We start from the raw sequence: 24,247 nt of genomic DNA, 5'->3' as shown, positions 1-24,247 counted from the left end.
ATGAAACCAATGACAAGTTTACTTTTAAGCTTAGCCGCCCTGTTGTTTTCGTGCAACAATGCAAATGTTGCCACTACCGAAAACACGCCTGACACTACCATTAACCAGGAACCGGGAGACGGGCTTTTTGCCGAAATGCTAACCAACAAAGGCACCATTTTATTACAGCTTGAATTTCAGAAAACACCGGTTACCGTAGCAAACTTTATAAGCCTTGCCGAAGGTACTAACCCTGCGGTAAGCGAGCAGTATAAAGGCAAACCGTATTATGACGGGCTGCCGTTTCACCGTGTTATATCTAATTTTATGATTCAGGGCGGAGACCCTAACGGTAACGGTACAGGTGGCCCCGGCTATAAATTTAAAGACGAGATAGACCCAAGCCTTAAACATACAGGCCCCGGCATACTAAGTATGGCTAATGCAGGCCCAGGCACTAACGGCAGCCAGTTTTTTATAACCCATAATGCTACCCCGCACCTTGACGGCAGGCACACGGTTTTTGGCCATGTGGTTAGCGGGCAGGATGTGGTAAATGCTATTGTACAGGGCGATAAGATAGTTTCGCTTAAAATTGTGCGCAAAGGTGCCGATGCCAAGAAGTTTGACGCTGCCAAAGTGTTTGCAAACTACTACGAAAGCATAGCTGCCGAAAAGAAAAAGAGCGAAGAAATGGCAGCCAAGGCTAAGGCCGATGCCCTTAAAAAGTTTGCAACACTTAAAAAGAAAGCCACCAAAACCCAGAGCGGGCTTATGTATACCGTTACCAATAAAACCAAGAATGCCAAGCCGGCAGCAGGTTCTACCGTATACATTCACTATGCGGGCTACCTGGCAGACGGTACTTTGTTTGACAGTAGCTATGCCGATATTTCTAAGGCATTTGGTAAATACATAGAGCAAAAAGATATGGCAGGCGGCTACAAACCGTTTCCTTATGTTATGGGAGAAAAAAACCTTATACCGGGCTTTTTTGAAGGCCTGCAGCTAATGGCTCCCGGCGATAAGGTAACAATGTTTATTCCCGGCCACCTGGGCTATGGCGAGCGCGGTGCACCACCGGCAGGTATAGGCCCTAACGCCGACCTTATTTTTGAGGTGGAAATGAAAGCAACACAAGAGTAGTTTTTGGATTGTTCGATTGTTGGATTATTCGATTTTTCGACTGGATAATCGCAGGATATAAATATCAGGAAAGGAACCTTTGGGTTCCTTTTTTTATGTGCTATCGAAAAATCCAATAATCGAACTATCTATTCTAAAAATCCCTTTTCTAAATTAAATTTTTTGAATTATTTTTGCCCATGCAACACAACGTACTTATTTTAGACTTCGGTTCGCAATACACACAGCTTATTGCGCGCAGGGTTCGCGAGTTAAATATCTTCTGCGAAATTTTCCCTTACAACAATCCACCGGCAGATTTGTCATCATACAAGGCGGTAATACTATCGGGCAGCCCGTTTTCGGTGCGCGCTGAAGATGCCCCGCATCCTGACCTGTCTCAAATTCGCGGCAAGCTGCCTTTGCTTGCTGTTTGTTATGGCGCTCAGTACCTGGCACACTTTAACGGTGGCGAGGTAGCACCAAGCAACATTCGCGAGTATGGCCGTGCAAACCTTTCATACATAAAAGAGGGCGAACCGTTCCTTGCAGGTGTTTCGGCACACAGCCAGGTATGGATGAGCCACAGCGATACCATTAAAAAACTGCCTGAAGGCGGTGTGGTGCTGGCCAGTACTAAAGATGTAGAAAATGCAGCTTACCGTATTGAAGGCGAAACCACCTACGCCATTCAGTACCACCCGGAGGTGTACCACAGTACTGAAGGTAAACTAATGCTGGAAAACTTCCTGGTTAAAATTGCCGAGGTTCCACAAAACTTTACGCCAAACTCTTTTGTTGAAGAGATTGTAGAAGAGCTTAAAAATAAAATTGGTAACGATAAGGTTGTCCTTGGCCTTAGCGGTGGCGTAGACTCTACCGTGGCGGCAGTGCTGCTTAACAAAGCCATAGGTGCTAACCTGTACTGTATATTTGTAAACAACGGGCTACTGCGCAAAAACGAATTTGAAAACGTACTGCACCAGTATAAAGATATGGGGCTTAACGTAAAAGGTGTAGATGCATCTGACCGTTTCCTTAGCCAGCTTGCGGGTATTGACGACCCTGAAACCAAGCGCAAAACCATAGGCCGCGTGTTTATTGAAGTATTTGATGATGAAGCCCACCTGCTAACCGATGTTAAATGGCTGGCACAGGGCACTATATATCCTGACGTAATTGAGTCGGTTTCTGTAAAAGGGCCGTCGGCTACTATAAAATCACACCACAATGTGGGCGGTTTGCCAGATTTTATGAAGCTACAGGTGGTAGAGCCACTGCGTATGCTGTTTAAAGATGAGGTGCGCCGCGTGGGGGCTTCTTTGGGTATTGACCCTGAGCTGCTGGGCCGCCACCCATTCCCTGGGCCGGGCCTTTCAATCAGGATTTTGGGCGATATTACGCCAGAGAAAGTACGCATACTGCAAGAGGTAGACCACGTGTTTATTCAGGGCCTTAAAGACCACGGCCTTTATGACAAGGTGTGGCAGGCAGGCGCAATACTGCTTCCTGTAAACAGTGTAGGCGTTATGGGCGATGAACGTACCTATGAAAAAGTAGTGGCCCTTCGCGCAGTAGAGAGTACCGATGGTATGACAGCCGACTGGGTACACCTGCCGTATGAGTTCCTTATGAAAGTAAGTAACGAGATTATCAATAAGGTAAAAGGCGTAAACAGGGTGGTATATGATATATCATCTAAACCGCCTGCAACCATTGAATGGGAATAAAATCAGGAACCGCATCAAAACGATGCGGTTTTTTTATTATTTATTTTTAACATAAATAGTTGCAAAACAGATAAATTTTCGGTCTAATGAAATGGTATTCGTAAGATAATATTGTTAAATCGAGGTAAGTTGTTTAATGGCCAATTGTGTTTTCCTACAAAAAAAGTACATATTACATAATCACACTGTACAGTTACTAATATTTTGTTAAAGAATAATTATAAAATTTGACAATGCCAAAATAATGCCGCTATTGTAGCGTGTTGTAAGGTATGCTAAAGTATTTTCTCTATTTTTATTGTTGGGAAAAAAACGGGAGAATATGGGGAAAACACTACTATTGCTGGCCTGCTGCCTTACAATGGCTACGGGTTATTCGCAAAGCAGTAAAAAAGACGATAAGCCGGAAGAACTTACCAGCCACAGGGTTATGATGGGAGAAACCGTGGTAATGGTGGCTAAGAAATTTAAGGTAACCCCCAAGGATATTTATGAATACAATCCCGGAGCGGTAGAGGGCATAAGCCAGGGTACTTCGCTTACAATACCGTTGCACCGCCAGGTAGATGTTTCGGCTAAAAAGCCAAAAAAACAGGTTGCTGCCGAAACCGTTACAGAACCGGTTACCGATACAGTATATGCCCAAACTGAAACCGCAGGTTTTGTGGCAGACGTACAGGAAACCGTTACTGAAGAAATCCCGGCCCAGCCTGAAGAAACGGCCATAATACATAAGGTACAAAAAGGAGATACCCTGTATGGTATTTCAAAAAAATATGGGGTATCGGTAGAACAGCTTAATGCCAACAACCCAAAAGCCCTGAAACGTGGCTTACAGCCCGGTCAGGAAATAACCATTAAAAGCACAACAAACCACTAATCACATTTTTTTTATCAGTAATTTTTTTTAGAACGGCCCTTTTTTGGGCCGTTCTTTATTTATCTATATGTTAAATACATACTCTAAACACTTTGTAATGTTTTGTTAATCAGAAAATACTGATTTTCTCTCCAACCCTTGTCCTCACTGGGTTTAATTACTGTTTTGTAAAACTTTCACATTTTATAAGGTATTAATTAAGAAACCATTAACACCGGCAACGCCGTAGCTTAGAGGTAATTAACAACAAAATTTCAATTATGAAAAAAACAGTTACCTTATTTTTTAGCGGTATCGTGATGTTTTGCTCGGTTGCAGCATCGGGGCTTTATGCCCAAACGGTTACCGTAACAAACAGTAACGACACGGGCGCGGGGTCTTTTCGCCAGGCCGTGGCAGATGTTGCCGCAGGGGGCACAATTGCATTTGATGCCGATACTAACGGCGATGAAATTGTACTGGCTTCTGCCGTAACCATCAACAAAAACATTACCATTACAGGCAATGGCAGTGACCAGACCGTATTTAGCGGCAACAGCGCCACACGTATTTTTACCATTACAGGCGGCAGCATTACCATTAATGATGTGGCCTTTACAAATGGTATGGCTGCCGAAAACGGCGGTGCAATTCACACCACAGGCAGCACCGTTACCTTTAATGACGTACTGTTTACAGAAAACCATGCAGGCGGTGCAACAGCCGGGCAGGGTGGCGGTGCCATTTTTGCCGAAAGCGGTACGGTAACCGTTAACACGTCAACCTTTACAGCAAATGAGGCAAATGGCGCAGCAGGCAGCGGTGGTGCTATTTTAGCAAGCACAGGCGCTACGCTAAACGTAACCAACAGTACCTTTACCGAAAATAACGCCCTGCGTGCAGGTGGTGCTATAGAGGGTACTGCCGGTGCAACCATCAACCTGACTGATGCTACCATTAGCGATAATACTACAGGCAGCAACCCCGGAAACGGCGGCGGGCTTCACGTAACAGGTGCGGGCAATACAACCATTACCGGCGGGCTTGTAAGCAACAACTGGGCAGCAGCTGAGGGCGGTGGCCTTTGGAACGGCAGCGGCACCATGAGCATTACCGGGACGGTTATTACCGAAAACACAGCCAGCGGCGATGGTGCCGACCAGGGTGGTGGTGGTATTTACAACCTGAGTGGTACCGTAAACATAAATGCCGAAACTGAAATTACCGATAACGTTGCCGATGGCGATGCCGGCAGCGGCGGGGGTATCCTTAACGATGTAGGGGCTTCGCTATCTATTACATATGCTACCATAAGCGGAAACGTAAGTAACCGTGCCGGTGGTGGTATTGAAGACAACAGTGGTGCGGCAGGTACGTTTACCATGACCGATGTTATGCTAACAGGCAATACAACCAATACATCTCCCGGTAACGGCGGTGGTCTTCACATTACAGGTGCGGGCAGCGTAACCATTACAGGCGGTACCGTAAGCGATAACGAGGCCGGAGCCGAAGGTGGAGGCCTGTGGAACGGAACCGGTACTATGAGCATAGACGGCACGCTTATTACAAACAACACAGCAGCAGGTGCCGGTGCCGACCAGGGTGGTGGCGGTATTTATAACCTTAACGGTGGTACGGTTACGGTTATAAACGCAACCATAAGCAATAACAGCGCTACCGGTACTGCGGGCAGCGGAGGTGGTATTCTTAACGATGTAGGCTCTCAGCTTACCGTTACCGATACCGAGATTACAGGCAACACAGCTATGCGCGCAGGCGGTGGTATAGAAGACAACAGCGGTACAAGCACTATTGTACTTAACAACGTTACCCTTACTGATAACAACGCAGGCACGGCTCCCGGAAACGGCGGCGGGCTTCACATAACAGGTACAGGCAGCGCCACCATAAACGGCGGCCTTGTAGCCGATAACATTGCGGTTGAAGGTGGCGGCCTTTGGAATGCTACTGGTACACTTACCGTAAACAACGTAACCATTACAGGCAATACAGCGACAGGTGCCACTACTACCGATGGCGGTGGCGGTATCTTTAATAACGGCGGTACACTTGCTGTAAACCGTTCTACAATATCGGGTAACAGCACAACAGGATTACTGGGCCGTGGCGGTGGTATTCACGTTAACGGCGGTACGGCTACGGTAATGGCATCTACAATATCAGCTAATACAGCGCTGGCTAACGGTGGCGGTATTTACAACAACGGTACGCTAACGGTTAATGCCAATACCATTACCCTGAACTCAGCTACTGTAAGTGGCGGCGGTATTTACAACAACTCTGCTACAGGTGTTAGCGTTAAGAACACCATTTCCGCCGGAAACCTTGCGGTTATTTCAGGCAGGGATATCTTCAGCGAAAGCGGCCCTGTAACATCACTTGGTTACAACATTATTGGCATGGATGATGCTGATGATTTTGAAGAAATGGAGAACGACATGATAGGCACGCTTACCAGCCCGTTTGATGCAGGCCTTATAGCCCTGGCTGATAACGGCGGCGATACCTTTACCCATGCGCTGGATTGCCCTAACCCGGGTGCCGATATGGGCGACCCTGCCGATACTTTTGAAGACCAGCTGGGCAATGCAGTGTTTAACGGCACGCGCGATATTGGTGCTTTTGAAGCACAGGAGGTATGCTCAACAACCGGCCTTGATGATTTTGCTGTTACACAAAGTGTAATATATCCTAACCCGGCAAACAGCCTGTTTAACCTTGAGCTTGCTGCCGGCCATAACGGCCAGGCTACTGTAGCAATTTATGAAATTGCAAGTGGCAAACTGGTTAAAGAAACTGCTGTAGAGGGCAGCCTGCAAATTACTACCGATAGCATGGCAAACGGCGCTTATGTAATGAAAATTACCAGCGACGCTGCTACCGAAACCCATAAGCTTATGGTAAACAGGTAAACAAGCAACCTAAATACTGTAAAGGCCGCCTGTATGGGCGGCCTTTGTTATTTAAGCATATGGGTAAGGCCTTCTTTTTCAAAAAGCAGGCGGCCCACACGTAGGTGGGTATAGCCCGGTTTAAGGGTATAATTAAATTTAGGGATGTTGCCCTCAACGGTACAATCCAGGTAATAACAGGCTATACTGCCGTTTTTTACGGCTTCGGTCTCGGTAAGCTGGTGCAGGTGGCTGGAGATAAAAAACAGCGCATTTTTAAACTTCAGGAGGCCGTTTAATGTAGTGGTGCTTATGTCGAGTGCATCGTCTATGTTCGTGCCGCGGAAAAGCTCGTCGAATACGGCAAAACAGGGCGTACCGGTGTTGGACTGGGTTACCACTTTTTTCAGGTTCATGACCTCGCCCATAAAATGGCTGTAGCCGCTTTGTAAATCGTCGTTGAGGTTTATGTATGCCGAAATATCGCTGTAAAACGGTATGCGCGCTGCGCCGGCGGGTACGGCAAAGCCTATATTGCCCAGGTATACGCACAGCGAAATGGCCTTAAGCAGAGTGCTCTTACCACTCATGTTAGGCCCTGTAAGCAGTATTACATTAGTAGTGGCCTCAAAAGAGTTTTTAACGGGATGCGTAAGCACCGGGTGGTAAAAATCGTGCAGGGCAATGCCTGTGCCCTCAATTTTTGGGAAAACAAAGCCGTAGCGATGCATGCCCATAGCTGCTGAAAGATATGCCTCAAACAGGGTATACTTTTCGCGGAAGGCATCTGTCTCCATGCTTTTCTTTTTGGCTGATATAATGCGGATTATCTCAACTATTTCGCGTATGCCAAAGCTGCCGTTGCGCACCAGGTTTTCATAATATTCTGTACGGAACGATTGCAGGTAGTTGTTTATAAAGCCCAGTTCTTTTTTATACCCTTCGGGGAAATGTTCTGCGTTAAGTATGCCGGTATATTGGGTATATAGCCTGTGGTACAGCAGTATAACCTGTATGCAGTGCCCGCGGAAACGGTGGTATTTAGCCTTGGAAAAGAACAGTTTCATTTTAAGCCGTTTGGGCAAAAAATGCTTGTCGGAATAGCCGGCTAAAAAATGCTCTACCTCCCTGAAGTCTATTTTAGAGTAGGAGTAGGCCTGTATTTTGGGCATATTGGCTATAAAGCCCTTAAATATGTGCTGACGGGCTATAACACTTTCGGCATCAGGCAGGGGTGTGGCCAGCATTTTTTTTAGGGCGGCACGGGCTTCATCGTTAAGGGTAAAGTCAAAAAGCCGGGTAATATCGGTAGTGAGGTTAAGGTCTTTTACATCCATGTAAGGCGGTTTGGTGTAAAGGTAACGATAATCAGGCCGAGATTATTTCGCAAAATGGCGACTAAAAGTAAAAAGCCTACCCAAACGGGCAGGCTCCTTAGCAAAAGTTACCGGAAGGGTAATATGTTATAAACCGGCCGTTTCGCGGCTTACGCTTTTAGGCGTTACCGATGCATCAAAGTACAGCCCCGGCAGGTTGTAGGCGTTTTTGTTTAAGGTAATATAGTCATACTTATTGTTAATCAGGTATTCGGTATCAAGGGTTTCAAACCCCATAAGCGATGTTATTTCATACTCATTACCGGCATCAATAACGTGTATGGCGCTTTGCAGCGTGGTGCCGTCTCCGCTGCTCAGTATGGCATCGGCAATCATTTCGGTCTGGGCTTTTTCGGCCATAGCCTCGTCATAACGCCCCAGTTGCTTAAGGCAGTAGGCACGGTATTCTTTTAGCGTAATACTAAACGGAAAAGCCTGCAGTAATTGCCCGGCATAGGTTACCACGTCTTCCATATCGGCACTTGTGGGGTTGGGCCTGTTTAGTGCAGCCTTTAGCTGCTGCTCAATATTGCGAATGGTCATTTCGTTCATTTTAAGGGGCATAAAAGCAAAGCCATAATACAGGTGGCGGCGTTCGGTAAGCGTCATGGTAGTATCGGCCTTTGTAAAGCGCTCCATGAGGGTGTTGTAGTAGTAGGGGGAGGTTTTATCCTTAATATTTTTCTGTATTGCAGTATAATCGGGTTTACTGGTTTCCTGCGCGCCGGCCACTGTTATAACAAGCAGTGCCAATAGGGTAAAAAGCTTCTTCATGGCAGTAATTCTTTATGTTTATACTATAAAGTTACTGCGGTTTTGGTTCAGGCTGTTTTTAATTGGCACAACGTTAAGGCAAGATTGGCTAAGTGTTGGCAAAACGCTACCATTACTTTAACATTTTGAAAAGCAGGCGGTTATTTAAAAGAGCTCATAATGCGGCTTACGTTAAAATAAAGGCCATACACGCCATAGTCGTTTTCTTCAAGTTCCAGGTAATCATACTTGCCTTCCACCAGTTTCTGCTCGCCAGCATAGGCCATGCCCAGCACGTTTATAAGCTCATATTCGTTGCCTACGTTTATAACATAAAAGCAGGTTTCCTTGCTCATGCCATCTCCGGTGCCCAGTATGGCATCAAAAACAAGGTTGGCGCGAATTTCTTCTTTTTCGGCCAGTTTTTCTTTGCCCAGTGCGCGGTAAAAATAAGCGCGGTAGCCCATCATGCTAACATCAAACGGGTAGCCGTTTATGGCATCCTGGCTCAGTTCTATAACCCGTTCCATTTGTTCTTTGGTAAGGTTATCGGTGTTGACAAGCGTGCGTATTTCCTTGAGGTTGTCTGATGAAAAATAAGGCTTGTAAGCATCGGTAAACGAATAGCCAAAATACAGGTGGTATTTTTCTTCGAGGGTAAGGGTGCTGTCTGCCTGCTGGAAACGTTCAAACAGTTTCTGGTAGTATAGTGCAGACTGCTTGTTTTTAATATTCTGCTCAATAGCCTTAAAGTCGGGCTTTACATAGGCCTGTTCCTGCTCATCCTGTGCATAAATGGCAGATGTAAGCAACAGTAGTATGGCGAGCAGTTTTCTCATTTGGTAAGGTGTTAACAGGGTAAAGGTAGTAAAATTTGTTAATTTATTGGATTGTGGAAGGGGGGGGCTATATAATGTATGATATCCCCCGGGGCGATGCCCCGGGCTAATATGCGCGACCCCTTCAGGGTCTTATGGTGTGGATATAGATAGTGTTTTATTTTTTTGACACTAAGGGCACAAAGCTTTACACTAAGAACGACAAGTTTTTTTACTGTTAAAGGCCACAAAGCTTTGTGTTCGTTGTGTTTAAAAATACATGGCGATTCATATTTCCCCTGGCTGAAGCCAGGGGCAAATCATCCGGAGAGTCGGCTATCGTAGCGCAAACTGCCGCCTGCCAGCTGCTATCTGCTACCTGAAAAACACCCTGTACTACCATCTTTACGCCTGTACTACAACGTTAGTTTCGCAAAAATGCCATAGCTTTATAGCCTTGTTTTAAACACACATAACGCTATAAACCTATAAACACTCATGAAAACTGATTTTAAACGCTTTGCGTTTTTTGCGGCGGCGGTACTGGCCACGGCAACTGCGCAGGCTAAGGTAGAGCTGCCTACATTTTTTACCAGCAACATGGTATTGCAGCAAAAAGCCGGTGTGCCGCTTTGGGGCCACAGCAACGCCAGCCAGGTTACCGTTACCACATCTTGGGATAACAAAACCCAGACGGTTAAAACCAATGGTGGCGACTTTAAGGTTACTGTAAAAACGCCATCATACGGAGGGCCCTATACCATTACTTTTAACGATGGCGATACGGTTGTACTAAGCAACATACTTATAGGCGAGGTATGGCTGTGCAGCGGCCAAAGCAACATGGAAATGCCGCTTGAGGGCTGGGGCAAGGTGCTTAACTACCAGGAAGAGATTAAAAATGCCAACTACCCACAAATTCGCCTGCTTCAGGCCGAGCATATAGACAAGCCCCTGCCGGTTGATAACCTTGTGGTGCAGGCTGGCGGCTGGCAGGTGTGCAGCCCGGCTACCATACCGCTGTTTAGCTCTACGGCTTACTTTTTTGCCTGTAAAATTTATAAGGAAAAAAACATACCTATAGGCCTGGTGCACAGCTCATGGGGCGGCACGGTGGTAGAAGCCTGGACAAGCGCCGAAGCCCTGCGTACTATACATGATTTTGATTCGGTGCTGGATGGCATGCAAAACGAACAGGCACGCGCGGCACAGGAGCAAAAGTATGCTGATGACCTTAAGGCGTGGAACAGTAAAGTACTGGCTGCCGATAAGGGCTACCAAAACGGTAAGGCGGTGTATGCCGACCTTGCTTTTGACGACAGCAACTGGGCCGATATAAAAGTGCCGTCATTTTTTGAAAACCAGGGTTTCCCTGATTTTGATGGGGTTATGTGGTACAGGAAAAGCTTTGAGCTTGAAGCTGTAAACGGCAATGGGCATTTTGAATATTATGCCGATGATAACGACAGGTTGTTTGTAAACGGTGTAGAAATAGGCCATACCGACGGTTACAGCGTGCTGCGTATTTATACCATACCGGCCAATGTGCTTAAAAAAGGTAAGAACGTTATAGCCATAAGGGTGGTTGACACCGGCAGTGGCGGCGGACTTTATGGACCGGAGAATTTGCACATTACTATTGGCAGAGAGTCTAGAGTCAGAGAATTAGCCGGCAACTGGAAAATAGCCCCGGGTGTTAGCTTTGCCGATGTTGAGCCTGCCCCATACATGCCTGCCGGGCAAAACAGGCCATCGGCACTGTACAATGCCATGATACACCCGCTGATTGGCTTTAAGTTTGCCGGTGCTATATGGTACCAGGGCGAAAGCAATGCCGACAGGGCGCAGCAGTACCAAACGCTTTTCCCGCTTATGATAAAAGACTGGAGGGAAAAACTGGGCGACAGCAAGCTGCCGTTTATATTTGTGCAGCTGGCCAGCTATAAGCAGGCTAAGGCCGAGCCGGAGGCAAGTGCATGGGCAGAGCTTAGGGAAGCGCAGGCCATGACCCTGAAACTACCTAACACGGGCATGATTGTAGCTACTGATATAGGCGATGCCGAAGACATTCACCCAAAGAACAAGCAGGAAGTGGGCGAAAGGCTGGCACGCGTGGCCCTGGCCAAAGTATATGGTACTAAGATTGACTACAGCGGGCCGGTATACAAGTCGTTTGCTAAAAAGGGCAACACCATAACAGTTGAGTTTGACTTTAAAGACGGGCTGAAAGCCAACGGCGGTACGCTTAAAGGTTTTGCCGTGGCCGGAAACGACCAGGTATTCTATTGGGCCGATGCCAAAATAGAAGGCGGCAAAGTGGTAGTGTCATCTGCCAAGGTGGCAAACCCGGTTGCGGTGCGCTACAACTGGGCCGATAACCCTGACGGAAATCTGGTAAACGCATCGGGACTTCCGGCGGCACCTTTCCGTACCGATAAATGGTCGGGCGTGACAGAGGGCAGGAAATAGGTTTCAGGATTTTTTGAGCCACGAATTACACTAATTTTCACAAAAAGCAGATTTGCGGAATTGGTGTAATTCGTGGCTTTTGTATTTTTGATATTTCACACCGTAAATCCAAAGTCCGAAAGTGAAATATTAAGCACTTTAGGGTAGTAATTTGTAAGAAATTACACTTTGTAGTACAGGATGGTACAGAAGTAAAAATGTATATATTTGTAAAATGCGTTACAAAACTTTAAAAAACGGTTTCAGGGTTAGTGAGGTAAGCTTCGGTTGTATGTCGCTAAAAGTTGAAAACCAGGATAATAACAGTATAATTGCCAGGGCTATAGACGGCGGTATCAACCTGTTTGATACGGCTGATTTGTATGATAAGGGGTTGAACGAGAGGTTTTTGGGTAAAGCGCTAAAAGGCAGGAGGCAGGAAGTGCTCATCAGTACCAAGGTGGGCAACCAGTGGCGGCCTGATGGCAAAGGTTGGGACTGGAATCCGCGGAAAGCCTATATTTTACAGGCAGTTGACGAAAGTTTACGTCGCCTGCAAACCGATTATATTGACCTGTACCTGCTGCACGGGGGTACGCTGCAAGACCCTATAGATGAGACGATTGAAGCTTTTGAGCGGCTGGTTGAAGCGGGCAAGATAAGGGCTTACGGGCTGTCATCCATACGCCCAAATGTGATTAGGGAATATGTACAACGCTCTAATATTGTGATGGTTATGACGCAATACAGCCTGCTGGACCGCCGCCCTGAAGAAGCTACGCTCAACCTGTTGAAAGAGAATAATATAGGTGTAATGGCACGCGGCACAGTAGCCTCGGGGCTATTGGCGGGCAAGCCTGTTAAGGGCTATTTGAGCATTCCTGAAGTGCAAGTGGCTGATATTCAGAGGCAACTTGCAGAATTTGCCGGAGAGCGAAACCCGGCTGAAGTGGCAATGCGGTATGTTGTTGATAACCTGTCTATTACCACGGCCGTGGTGGGCATACGTACCCAAAAACAGCTTGAGGAGGCATTGGCTGCGGCTAATTCAACACCGTTATTGACTGCTGAACGTGAAGCACTTGCACAAATTTGGCCCGGTAATTTTTATACAGAACACAGATAATCAACCCGTTATATGAACAGACGCTACTTTATTAAAAATACAGGTATGGCCGGGCTTGCCCTTGGCGTATCGCCAATGCTTATAGATGTAATGAAAGATTTTGATAATCAGTTAGATATAAGGCAGTTTTTTAAGCTTTCGCTGGCGCAGTGGTCGGTTCATAAGCAAATATGGGACAAGAGCCTGCACCCGTTTGATTTCGCCCAAAAGGCAAAATCGCTTGGTTTTGAGGCGGTTGAGTATGTTAACCAACTGTATAACGATGAGATTGCCAAAAGCAGCCTCGATACAGTGGTTAAAGAGCTGAAAAAGAGGGCTAAAGACCAGGGGGTAACTAATGTACTGATTATGATAGACGGTGAGGGCGACCTTGCTGCAGCTACCAAACAGGGCAGGGATGAGGCCATTAGCCTGCACTCTAAATGGGTGGATGCCGCGGCAGAACTGGGATGTAAGTCTATAAGGGTCAATCTGTTTGGCGATGCTGTAAACAATGATTTTGATAAGTGGAAGGAGGTCTCGGTTGATGGTTTGGGCAGGCTCGCACAATATGCTGCCAAGAGTAAAATCAACGTAATAGTTGAAAATCACGGTGGTATATCGTCTGACGCCGGTAAACTGACCGATGTAATCAGGGCTATTGGCCTTAAGATTTGCGGTACACTGCCTGATTTTGGTAACTTTTGCGTTAAGCGCCAGGGTGGTGAGCGCTGGGGAGCCCCATGCATAGACGAGTATGACAAGTATAAAGGCGTGCTGGAAATGATGCCCTTTGCCCACGGGGTTAGTGCCAAAACCTTTGATTTTGATAATCAGGGTAATGAGACTACAATAGACTATTTCAGGATGCTGAAAATAGTAAAAGAAGCGGGCTATACCGGCCATATAGGCATTGAATATGAAGGGGAACGCCTTACCGAAGAGCAGGGCATTGCCGCTACCAAAGCGCTGTTGCTCAGGGCTGCTGCCGGGCTGTAAATTTGCAGATGGCTGAAAGTGTGGCAAATGCTGTTATTTGCCGCGCTATTATTGCTATTTAACAGCGCATTTACATTTATTTTGTTTACTTTTGGTTTGTGGGGACTATAAAAATCATGCTACTTTTAAGGGGTGTTATGCCCCACCTGCGCTGTATGGCACTTGCTGCCACAATAGCCCCCTTATCCTTAATCTGCCTTAATGTAAACGCTTTCAATACGTTATGATACTGATTGTTGATGATCAGAGGGAAAATATATTGCCCTTAAAAAAAATACTGGAACTTCACGGGCTGCAGTCTGATTCGGCAGAATCAGGGGAAGAAGCGTTGCTTAAGATACTGAAAAAGAGCTACTCACTCATTATACTCGACGTGCAAATGCCCGGTATGGATGGCTTTGAGGTGGCAGAAGCGCTTTCGGGCAGTAACCGTACCAAAGATATTCCGGTGCTGTTCCTTTCGGCCATCAATAAAGAAAAGAAATATATTTTTAAGGGCTACGAAACCGGTGCGGTAGATTATGTTACCAAACCTGTAGATCCTGATTTACTTATACTTAAGGTAAAAACATTCCTCAAACTTTACGAGCAAAAGAACGAACTGCGCAACATTCGCGACCTGCTGAGCAAGGAGGTTGAAATCCGCAAAGAAGCCCAGGAAAACCTGGAAATCAAGGTGGCAGAGCGTACCAGCGAACTTACCCAAAAGAACGAAGAGCTTGAAATGCGTAACCATGAGTTGCAGCAGTTTTCGTGGGTGGTATCGCACGACCTTAAAGAGCCGCTTCGCAAGATTGAAATGTTTACCAAAATACTTCAGGAGCGATATCTTGTTGAAGATGAAAAGGCTACTGATTATTCTAACCGTACAATCCGTGCTGCCGGGCGCATGAGCAGGCTGATAACCGACCTGCTGGACTACTCAAGGCTATCGTCTAACGTGGTGCCTGAAATGGTTGATTTAAACAGGGTTGTGCAGGAAATTATTACTGATTTTGACTTTAGGGTAGAACAAAAGAAAGCCGTTATAAACGTGTGCGACCTGCCTGTAGTGCCCGGCGTGCCCAGCCAGCTAAGGCAGGTATTCCAGAACCTTATAGGCAATTCGCTTAAATTTTCTAAGCCCGATGTAGCCCCACAAATAGATGTGAGCTATGACCGTACCGGCCAGAAAAGCTTTACTGCCCCTGCTGACCCGGAGGGCCAATATTGCCGTATTACCGTAAAAGACAACGGTATAGGGTTTGACGAAATATACCTTGACAAAATATTTGTAATTTTCCAGAGCCTTAACGACCGCAACCAGTATGAGGGTACGGGTATAGGCCTGGCAATTGCCAAAAAGATAACCGATAAGCACAACGGGCTTATTACCGCAAGCAGCAAAAAAGGCGAAGGGGCCAGCTTTAAGGTGCTCCTGCCGCTACATAATATAAACTAAGTTAGCTACTACATGAACAGTAACTTTAAAAGGAATTTGTTTTTTGGATTCGGGGTGTCATTCATCATCCTGGTATTTAGCTCTATAGCGTCGTTTTTTAGTATCAGTAAGCTACTAAAAAGCAACGAATGGGTTAACCATACACAGCAGGTTATTTACAACCTTAACGCTGGCCAGGGTGTAATGGTGGATGCCCAAACCGGCATGCGTGGCTATCTTTTAACCGGAGACCAGGGCTTTCTAACCCAGTTTGAAGATGCAAAAAGCCTTGCCGATGCTTATTTTGATGAGGTTGAACAACTTACTATAGATAATAAGTCGCAACAACGGATTTTAAATGAACTGGCTCCGCTACGGATTCAGTTTTTTGATTACCTGCAAAAAAGGATAGATGAACGCAAGCAGGGCAAACTGGCTCTTGCTGAAGATATTAACCGCGGAAGGGTACTAATGTCTAATATGCGCAACATTATAAAACGCCTTGAAAAAACAGAGCAGGCACTTTTAAAAGAACGTATGGAGAGCAGCAGCTCTTATGGTAGTTACAGTACGGTACTTATTATTGCGGCGGCTGTTATATCATTGCTAATCACAGGGTTTTACTTTACCAAAATAATCAGGGATTACAGCGAAAGGGCAGAACTGCACAATCAGCTTGAGCTTAAAGATGCCGAAACTGCTGAGAGGATACGTGTTATAGGCGGGGTGTCTAAACAAATTTCAGATGGTAATTATGAAGTAAGGGTAGATGCCAATAGCAGCGATGCCCTGGGCAGTATAGGAGAATCGTTAAATGCTATGGCCCAGTCGCTTGAGGGTTCATTTAAGATTTTGTCTGATAACGAATGGAAACAGGCTGGCCTTGCCGGTCTTAACGATGTAATGCTTGGCGAAAAGAGCGTAGAGCAGCTTACTAAAGATGTTGTGGTATATATTGCCCAGTATACAAGCAGTGTGGCTGCCGTGTTGTATCTGCCGGAAGGCGATGAGCTTGTGTTTGCCGCCGGATATGGCCATATGCCGGGCACTGAGCGTAAAGTAATAGCCAAGGGCGATGGTATTTTGGGCCAGGCAGCGCTATCTGAAACCATGCTTGAAATTAAGGATATAGATGCAGAAAATATAAGGATATCGTATGTACTGGGCGAAGTAAAACCTACCCATGTGCTTGGTTTACCGCTTATTGACAACAAGCTTGAAGGTGTTGTGGTGCTGGCATCGGTTAAGGGGTATTCTATTAAGAATAAAGACTTTATAGAGGCTGCCGCTGATTATGTGGGCATAGCGCTCAGGAGTGCCAAAAGCAGGAAACGCATACAGGAACTGCTTGAGGAAACGCAGTCGCAAAGTGAGGAACTTAGGGCGCAGCATACTGAACTTGAGAATATTAATGCCGAACTTGAAGCACAAACCCAAAAGCTGCAGGCCAGCGAAGAAGAGCTTCGTGTGCAGCAGGAAGAGCTTCAGCAAACCAATGAAGAACTTGCCGAGCGCAGTACCCTGCTTGAGGAACGCAATGTTGAAATACAGCGTAAATCAGAAGATCTGGAGCTTTCAACACGCTATAAGTCAGAGTTTTTGGCAAATATGTCGCACGAGTTGCGCACGCCGCTTAACTCTATCCTGCTTTTGAGCCGACTGCTTTCAGAAAATAATGAGGAGAACATGAGCGGCGAGCAAATTGAGTTTGCCAAGGTTATACAAAGTTCAGGTACCGGGCTGTTAGGGCTTATAGATGAGATACTTGACCTTAGTAAAATTGAGGCCGGTAAAATGGATCTTGAGTTTATAGAGATATCGGTTAAGGATATTACAGACGGCCTTAAAAACCTGTTTAGCGAAATAACAAAAGAAAAAGGCATTGCCTTTAAGATAGTAGATGACAACGCCCCTCTGGTTATTAAAACCGATAAGATGAGGCTGGAACAGATACTTAAAAACCTGATATCTAATGCTATTAAGTTTACTTCGGAAGGTTCGGTAACACTGGAAGTGAAAAAATCCGGCGGCGAAGAAAAAATGGTATCGTTTGCTGTTAGGGATACCGGTATTGGTATTCCGCTTGATAAGCAACCCCTTGTATTTGAGGCCTTCCAGCAGGCAGACGGCTCTACAAAACGCAAGTATGGCGGTACCGGCCTTGGGCTTTCTATCAGCCGTGAGCTTGCCAAGCTGCTTAGGGGCGAAATCACGCTTAAGAGTAAAGAAAATGAGGGTAGCGAGTTTACCGTTACCATACCGGTTATAGGTTCTGAACTTGCTGTGGCAGAGCCTGCACCGTGGGCTAAGAAAACTGAAGATGCTCAAGCCGGAGCTGAATCAAAAACGCCTGAAAAACAATACATAAGCCCGGTTATACCGGAAGATGTGGAAGACGACCGCCGCGATGTGGGAGAAACCGATAAGGTTATCCTGATTGTGGAAGACGACGTTAACTTTGCCAAAACGCTGCTTGAATTTACACGTAAGCGTGGTTACAAAGGTATTGTTTCGGTGCGCGGAGACCACGCCCTTAATATGGCGCTGGTGTACAAGCCGGTAGGCGTACTGCTTGATATCCAGTTGCCTATAAAGAGTGGGTGGGAAGTAATGGAAGAGCTTAAAAACAACGGCCAGACCCGCCACATACCGGTACACATTATGTCGTCTCACCAGTTGCGCCGCGAAAGTTTACTTAAGGGTGCGGTTAACTTCCTTGATAAACCTGCTGCCTTTGAGCAGATTCCGGAGGTGTTCAGGCGCATAGAGCACGTGATTAATAAAGAGTCGCAAAAAGTACTGATTATTGAAGACAACCCTAAACACGCTAAGGCGCTGGCGTATTTTCTTGAAAATAATAATATTAACAGTGAAATACAAAGCGAGGTTAATGAGGGGGTTACATCACTTCAAAAAGATAATGTAGACTGCGTGATACTCGATATGGGTATCCCGGACAGGCAGGCTTATGAGCTGCTTGAGAGCATGAGGCAAAACCCGGCCCTTGAAAAAATGCCGGTTATTGTGTTTACGGGCAAGAGCCTTTCTATGAAAGAAGAGGTTAAAATCAGGAAATATGCCGATTCTATTATCGTGAAAACGGCGCATTCTTACCAAAGGATGCTTGATGAAGTTTCACTGTTCCTGCACCTTGTGGAAGAAGATAAGAAAGGCGCGCGCAAAGACCGCAAGCATACCGGCCTTAGCAATGTACTACAGGGCAAAACGGTAATGGTGGTAGATGATGACGTGAGGAATATTTACTCGCTAACCAAGGCGCTTGAAACACTTAAAATGAATGTGGTAACCGCCATAGACGGTAAGGAAGCCCTTAAAATGCTCGACCAGCACCCGGAAACTGATGTGGTGCTTTTAGATATGATGATGCCTAATATGGATGGTTATGAAACCGCCACCCGCATAAGGCAAAACCCTGTAACCAAAGACCTTCCGGTTATTGCCGTAACGGCTAAGGCCATGACGGGCGACCGTGAAAAGTGTATTAACGCAGGCGCATCTGATTACATTACCAAGCCAGTAGATGTAGACCAGCTGCTATCGCTGCTTAGGGTATGGTTGTATGACAGGATTTAAAGCAAAGCAGTTAAAAAAATGGTAAATAAGAAAGTTTTAATAATTGATGACGATTCACGTAATATTTTTGCCCTGAGTGCTGTGCTTAAGGCCAAAGGTTATATGTGCCTGTCCTGTACCGGCGCTGAAGAAGCGCTTAAACTGCTTGAAACTGATGCTCAGGTAGACGTGGTGCTTATAGATATGATGATGCCCGATATGGATGGCTATGAGGCCATACCGCTTATTAAGGAGTTGCCCGGCAGGCAGGGCCTTCCGGTAATATCTGTAACGGCGCAGGCCATGGTGGGCGACAGGGAAAAATGCCTTGAAGCCGGTGCCGATGGCTATATATCTAAACCTATTGACGTAGATAAATTATTACAACTGCTTAGTACCTTATAATGCCCCATGGTTGATGACCGCCACATTGAAATATTGATTAATGAAGTATATGATTACTATGGCTATGACTTTAGCGGTTATAGCATGGCATCATTTAAAAGGCGTGTAGACCGCATTTACAACCTTGACGGCTATACTGATTTTTCGCACTTTTTATCAAGGCTGCGCACAGAGCCACACTACTTTAAGCACGTTGTTGAAGAAATTACGGTAAACGTGACCGAGATGTTTCGCGACCCGCAGTTTTACAGTGTTTTGCGAAAAGAAGTGCTGCCCACCCTTGCCACAAAGCCTTTTATAAGGATATGGCACGCCGGCTGCTCTACGGGCGAAGAGGTATTTTCAATGGCTATTATGCTAAAGGAAGCCAATTTGCTGCACAAGTCGCTTATGTATGCTACTGACATCAACCCATTAGTTTTGGAGAGTGCCAAAAAGGCCATGTTCCCGCTAAGGATGATGAAACAGTATTCTGAAAATTACAGGAACAGCGGCGGCACTCAGGATTTTTCTCAATACTATATAGCCAATTACGGTTACGCCAAATTTGACGATGAATTTACTGATAAAATGGTTTTCTCTCAGCATAACCTGGTAAGCGACAGGTCTTTTAATGAATTTGACCTGATACTGTGCCGCAACGTGCTGATTTACTTTGACAAAAACCTGCAGGAGCGTGTACTCGAGCTTTTTGACGGTAGCCTTTCTAACCTGGGTTACCTGGTTTTAGGTACAAAAGAAACCATTAAATTCTCATCGGTACAGCACAAATTCCAACAGCTTGGAAGGGAAAAAATATGGAGAAAAATAAAGTAACACCGGCATTTAAAGCCCTGCTAATTGGTGGCTCGGCGGGTAGCCTGGAGGTAATGCTAAGCATTCTTCCTGCGCTGAAACCCCTGCCTGATTATGCTGTGGTTATTGTATTGCACCGCAAAAACTCTGAAGACAATACCCTCGAAGAGCTTTTTACCGTGCGTTCTGCCATACCGGTAAACGAGGTTGATGATAAAACCCAGCTTATGCCCGGTTATATGTATATAGCCCCGGCAGGCTACCACCTTTTGTTTGAAGCCAATGGCGAACTCTCATTAGATGCATCTGAAAAAATACACTACAGTAGGCCCAGTATAGATGTGGCGTTTGAGTCGGCTGCCGAGGTTTTTGGCAATAGGCTTACAGCTGTTTTGCTCAGCGGCGCCAATGCCGATGGTGCACAGGGGCTGGTAGCGGTTAAGGAAAAGGGCGGTACCGTTGTGGTGCAGGACCCTTTAACGGCAGATATGCCCATGATGCCCCAAAGCGCGCTAAACGTAATCACACCTGATTTTTTACTAAAAACCCGCGAAATACTGCCTTTTGTAAACAATCTTAATTAACACTTTGGTGGTGTTTTGGTAACACAGCCTAAACACAGGTTTTGCCAACTTTGCAGCAAATACAATGCAATGCGAAAATTCTTTTCACTCCTACTCATATCGTTTATAGCTAATGCCCAAACCCCTGATGTAAAAATAGCTTTTCTGGCCGATGTGCATTTGCAGGATTTGTACGGCCGTTTTTCTGATAACCCATATAGGGGTGTGCTTAACCCTGCCGATGGTAAGTATGTATTACTGCGCACTATGGATGCCCAGCTGCACTCAACCCGCATTTTTAACGAAAACTATTTTGCCTTTATAGCCGCACTTGATGATATTGCCAAACGGGGTATAAAAATAGTGGCACTACCCGGAGATTATACTGATGACGGGCAACGCATACACCTAAAGGGGCTTCAGAAAATATTAAACAGCTACAGCGAAAAATACGGCATACAGTTCTTCATCACAACAGGCAACCACGACCCGGTAAGGCCGGGTAAGCAGGATGCCGGTAAAGATGATTTTCTGGGCGAAGGTGGCAAAGTGCAGCCTATTTTCAGTAAAGAGGGGATGTACACCCCTAAGCAGGGAGAGCTCCCTGTAGTGGTTACCACTGATATTGCACAAATGGGCTACAGCGGGATTTATATAAACCTGGGTAACTTTGATTTTTTACCAAAGGAACAGTATAAGTACTGGGCTTCGCCGTTTAGTAACTATGCTTATGAAGAGTATACGTATAACCTTGCGGTAACGCAAAGCAGGCTCGACAAGCGTATGTATGAGGTTGCAAAAGGCTTTTATGTGTCTGACGCCAGTTATGTGGTAGAGACTGTAGAGGGTGTGTGGCTGCTGGCTATAGATGGCAATACGTATATTCCGGTTGATGAAAACGGCAACCCAATGGACCAGAAAAACTACAAGGGTGCCGACCTCGGTTATAACAATGTGCTTACCCACAAGCAATACCTGTTTGAGTGGGTGGCTAAGGTTTCGGCGGAAGCCAAAAAACACAATAAAACCCTGGTTGCCTTTAGCCATTATCCCATGGTAGATTTTAACGATGGCGCTTCGCCGCAAATCGCGCAGTTTATGGGCAAGGGCAAGTGGCAGCTAAACCGCGTTCCGGTTGAAGAGATTGCCCAACGCTTTGCCGATGCCGGCATAACGCTGCACTTTGGCGGGCATATGCATATTAACGATACGGGTATTTATACATCGCCTAAAGGCAATACGCTGCTTAACGTGCAAACACCATCGTTAGCGGCATACATACCCGGGTATAAGCTGCTCACACTTCATGATAATACAGCAGAAGTAGAAACCATTACCATTGATGATGTGCCGGGGTTTGACACGTTGTTTCAACTGTATGAAATGGAATATGCCCAGCTGCAAAAAGAGGGAAGGGCAAACATTTGGAACCACGATATACTTAAGACCAAAAGCTACCATGAGTTTACTGATTTTCATTTGAAGGAGCTGGTGCGCCTGCGGTTTATTCCGGATGACTGGTATAAGGAGTTTGCCGGTTTTTTAAAGAACAGCACCGGGCAGGATTTGCTGCTTATAGCCAATATGCAGGGCGTTGATTACAAAGCGGTATTAGATAGTAACAAAGATTCTAAAACCCGTAGAGAGGCTCTTAAAACGGCTAAAAAGGAGCTTAAAAAATCAGGCATGAAGCTGGCTGATTTCAAGTGGAGCGGGGAGGAACTTATGTATGATTTTTACCGTATACGTAGCGCAGATGAGCTGGCCCTGGCCGATATAGGGCAAAAACGCCTTGCGCAATACAAACTTATAATGCAATGCATTCTGAATAATACAAGCGCTGATTATGAAGGAGATATTATCCTTCAGGATTTTAAACTGTTTTTTACCATTCTTGATAAATTTTTAAAAGGCGACCCGGCTAATCATTTTACGTATGATTTAAAAACGAGTGTGTTGACAGACGTGAAGGAATAGAAAACCCCGGTATCTGCAAAAGATACCGGGGTTTTTGTTTATGAACTCATAAATTACTTCCTCATCCCATTTACAGGGTTTATCCTAACATAACCGCCATCATCAAACTTAATGGCATAGGTAGATTCAAACATTTTGCTCGGGAGGTAGTAATCGGTAGTAATAATTTGTGCACCGCTTTTCTTGGCATCTTCAAAATGGGTATAGTCGTTATTACGGGCTTCGGTAGTGCTGTTATCGGCACGGGTGCGGATTATATAGCCTTTTTTAACCAGTCCGCTAATGGTGGTATCTTCCGGGTCATTACGGAAAAGCGCTGCGGCTTCGGGTGTCCCCGGCTCAGAATTGGTAAACACGGCACGGCCTTTAAGCGAGGGGTGGCCTTTAATATAAAGGTCCCTCAGGTCTTTGTTATTATCAAGTAAAATCATAAAGCGGCCTTTGGCATCAGCCAGGGCAGGCCAGTTGTTGTTTAGTACGGCTTCTTCAAGGGTTTTGTACTTGCCACGCACCATATCAGGTGTTATCAGCTTGTCTTTACCCAGGTTTTTGATGATAACCTTGTCCATTTCATCAAATACCTTTTCGGTGAATATCTCAGGCTCGGTTCCAAATTGGCTTTTCCCGCCCGATTTTGGCTCAAGGGTTATAAATATTGGCGCATGGCCGGGGTTTGCGTCGCTCCATTTTTTCAGGCTCTGCAGCAGGCCTTCAAAGGTGTATTCCCACGTGCGGAAATCAATATCAGGCATGTGGAAAACCTTAAAGCCCGGTTTTTTCATTTCGCCTTTTGGGTCATACTGTTCAAGTCCCTGTGCCATATCAAGCCCTGTTGGATGTGCATAGCGGCCACCTTTACTGTCCGGGTAAATATCAACCTCAAGGTTACGCAGGCCCATATCAAGCTGCTGGTCAATAGGTATGTGGTCATACTCTATGTGTTGCAGGCGGTTTTGGGTATCTTTTTCCTTAAGTACCTTCATAAGCTGGGGCTCTATGGCGCGGCGGTAGCTGTTGTGAGAGCCTATAACCTGCAGGCGGTTAATTTTAGTAGTGTCGCTTTGGGCATTGGCCATACATGCAGCCAGCATCAGTGTAGTAACCGATAAGAATTTCACATTCATAAAGTTGTGTGTTTGTAATTAAGATGTTTAAAAGGGAGGAAAAGCAAAAGTATCACTACAGCGTTTTTTTGCGCGCTATTGCTTCTTATTAAAACGATAAGCAATTGTAAATTTTGCATGAATAGACTTACGATTTTTAATCGATTTAAACGTTTTAGTTGATGATTTTTTCAAAATCAGGAAACTTTGATTTAATCCAAAGATAAAGTTTCTGAAAAACGCTTTTGGGCGGTATGGTCTTATTTCGCATCCATTATCCAGACGCAAAAATAACACGATTAAA

17 protein-coding genes are annotated in these 24,247 nt (G+C 45.7%); 13 read left to right on the top strand and 4 right to left on the bottom strand.

The genetic code is table 11. The annotated features are described in order from the left end of the window. From AM279_RS07400 to AM279_RS07385, 4 genes are all read left to right on the top strand, one after another. Positions 1-1,125, top strand: a complete 1,125-nt coding sequence (locus AM279_RS07400; protein WP_143090389.1) for a peptidylprolyl isomerase — start codon at positions 1-3, stop codon at positions 1,123-1,125. A gap of 179 nt (positions 1,126-1,304) precedes the next feature. Beyond that, entirely contained in the window at positions 1,305-2,834 is a 1,530-nt protein-coding gene (guaA, locus tag AM279_RS07395) for a glutamine-hydrolyzing GMP synthase (protein ID WP_054407191.1), read from the top strand. A gap of 322 nt (positions 2,835-3,156) precedes the next feature. After that, a complete protein-coding gene (locus AM279_RS07390; RefSeq protein WP_054407189.1) occupies positions 3,157-3,714 on the top strand; it encodes a LysM peptidoglycan-binding domain-containing protein in 558 nt (185 codons plus the stop codon). A 260-nt stretch (positions 3,715-3,974) separates the two neighbouring features. Next, positions 3,975-6,629 (top strand): right-handed parallel beta-helix repeat-containing protein, encoded by a 2,655-nt coding sequence (locus AM279_RS07385; RefSeq protein ID WP_054407187.1) that lies wholly within the window; start codon positions 3,975-3,977, stop codon positions 6,627-6,629. 47 nt (positions 6,630-6,676) lie between these two features. Here AM279_RS07385 and AM279_RS07380 read toward each other — a convergent pair whose 3' ends face one another. The 3 genes from AM279_RS07380 to AM279_RS07370 form a co-directional block, all read right to left on the bottom strand. Beyond that, positions 6,677-7,945 (bottom strand): MutS-related protein, encoded by a 1,269-nt coding sequence (locus tag AM279_RS07380; RefSeq protein ID WP_054407184.1) that lies wholly within the window; start codon positions 7,943-7,945, stop codon positions 6,677-6,679. Positions 7,946-8,071: 126 nt separating this feature from the next. Then, complete coding sequence (locus AM279_RS07375) at positions 8,072-8,758, bottom strand: DUF4919 domain-containing protein (protein WP_054407181.1); 687 nt, start codon at positions 8,756-8,758, stop codon at positions 8,072-8,074. A gap of 140 nt (positions 8,759-8,898) precedes the next feature. Next, positions 8,899-9,576 (bottom strand): DUF4919 domain-containing protein, encoded by a 678-nt coding sequence (locus AM279_RS07370; RefSeq protein ID WP_054407179.1) that lies wholly within the window; start codon positions 9,574-9,576, stop codon positions 8,899-8,901. Positions 9,577-10,053: 477 nt separating this feature from the next. On the opposite strand from AM279_RS07370, the gene AM279_RS07365 reads away from it, so the two are divergent. The 9 genes from AM279_RS07365 (at position 10,054) to AM279_RS07325 (ending at position 22,840) form a co-directional block, all read left to right on the top strand. After that, complete coding sequence (locus AM279_RS07365; RefSeq protein WP_054407178.1) at positions 10,054-12,024, top strand: sialate O-acetylesterase; 1,971 nt, start codon at positions 10,054-10,056, stop codon at positions 12,022-12,024. Positions 12,025-12,295: 271 nt separating this feature from the next. Beyond that, on the top strand, positions 12,296-13,129 hold the full coding sequence (locus tag AM279_RS07360) for an aldo/keto reductase (protein WP_394331215.1): 834 nt from the start codon (positions 12,296-12,298) through the stop codon (positions 13,127-13,129). A gap of 12 nt (positions 13,130-13,141) precedes the next feature. After that, positions 13,142-14,107, top strand: a complete 966-nt coding sequence (locus tag AM279_RS07355) for a sugar phosphate isomerase/epimerase family protein (protein ID WP_054407175.1) — start codon at positions 13,142-13,144, stop codon at positions 14,105-14,107. 223 nt (positions 14,108-14,330) lie between these two features. Next, the gene (locus AM279_RS07350; protein WP_054407173.1) at positions 14,331-15,548 is read left to right on the top strand and encodes a hybrid sensor histidine kinase/response regulator; all 1,218 of its coding nucleotides are present in this window, start codon (positions 14,331-14,333) and stop codon (positions 15,546-15,548) included. Positions 15,549-15,560: 12 nt separating this feature from the next. Continuing rightward, a complete protein-coding gene (locus AM279_RS07345; RefSeq protein ID WP_054407171.1) occupies positions 15,561-19,121 on the top strand; it encodes a response regulator in 3,561 nt (1,186 codons plus the stop codon). Positions 19,122-19,139: 18 nt separating this feature from the next. Beyond that, positions 19,140-19,505: a response regulator gene (locus tag AM279_RS07340; RefSeq protein ID WP_054407170.1), complete on the top strand. Its 366-nt coding sequence runs from the start codon at positions 19,140-19,142 to the stop codon at positions 19,503-19,505. Between the two features lie 6 nt (positions 19,506-19,511). After that, complete coding sequence (locus AM279_RS07335) at positions 19,512-20,321, top strand: CheR family methyltransferase (protein WP_054407168.1); 810 nt, start codon at positions 19,512-19,514, stop codon at positions 20,319-20,321. Continuing rightward, positions 20,303-20,884: a chemotaxis protein CheB gene (locus AM279_RS07330; RefSeq protein ID WP_054407166.1), complete on the top strand. Its 582-nt coding sequence runs from the start codon at positions 20,303-20,305 to the stop codon at positions 20,882-20,884. The genes AM279_RS07335 and AM279_RS07330 overlap by 19 nt, the downstream gene beginning before the upstream one ends. Positions 20,885-20,953: 69 nt before the next feature. Further along, positions 20,954-22,840, top strand: a complete 1,887-nt coding sequence (locus AM279_RS07325; protein ID WP_054407163.1) for a metallophosphoesterase family protein — start codon at positions 20,954-20,956, stop codon at positions 22,838-22,840. A 53-nt stretch (positions 22,841-22,893) separates the two neighbouring features. On the opposite strand, the gene AM279_RS07320 is transcribed toward AM279_RS07325, so the two are convergent. Next, entirely contained in the window at positions 22,894-23,964 is a 1,071-nt protein-coding gene (locus AM279_RS07320; protein ID WP_054407161.1) for a phosphatidylinositol-specific phospholipase C1-like protein, read from the bottom strand. Positions 23,965-24,247 lie beyond the last annotated feature (283 nt).

The organism is Flavobacterium akiainvivens, assembly GCF_001278115.1.
Taxonomy (GTDB): Bacteria; Bacteroidota; Bacteroidia; order Flavobacteriales; family Flavobacteriaceae; genus Flavobacterium; species Flavobacterium akiainvivens.
The sequence above is the reverse complement of the archived record's forward strand: the minus strand, read 5'-3'. Positions and strand labels throughout refer to the sequence as shown.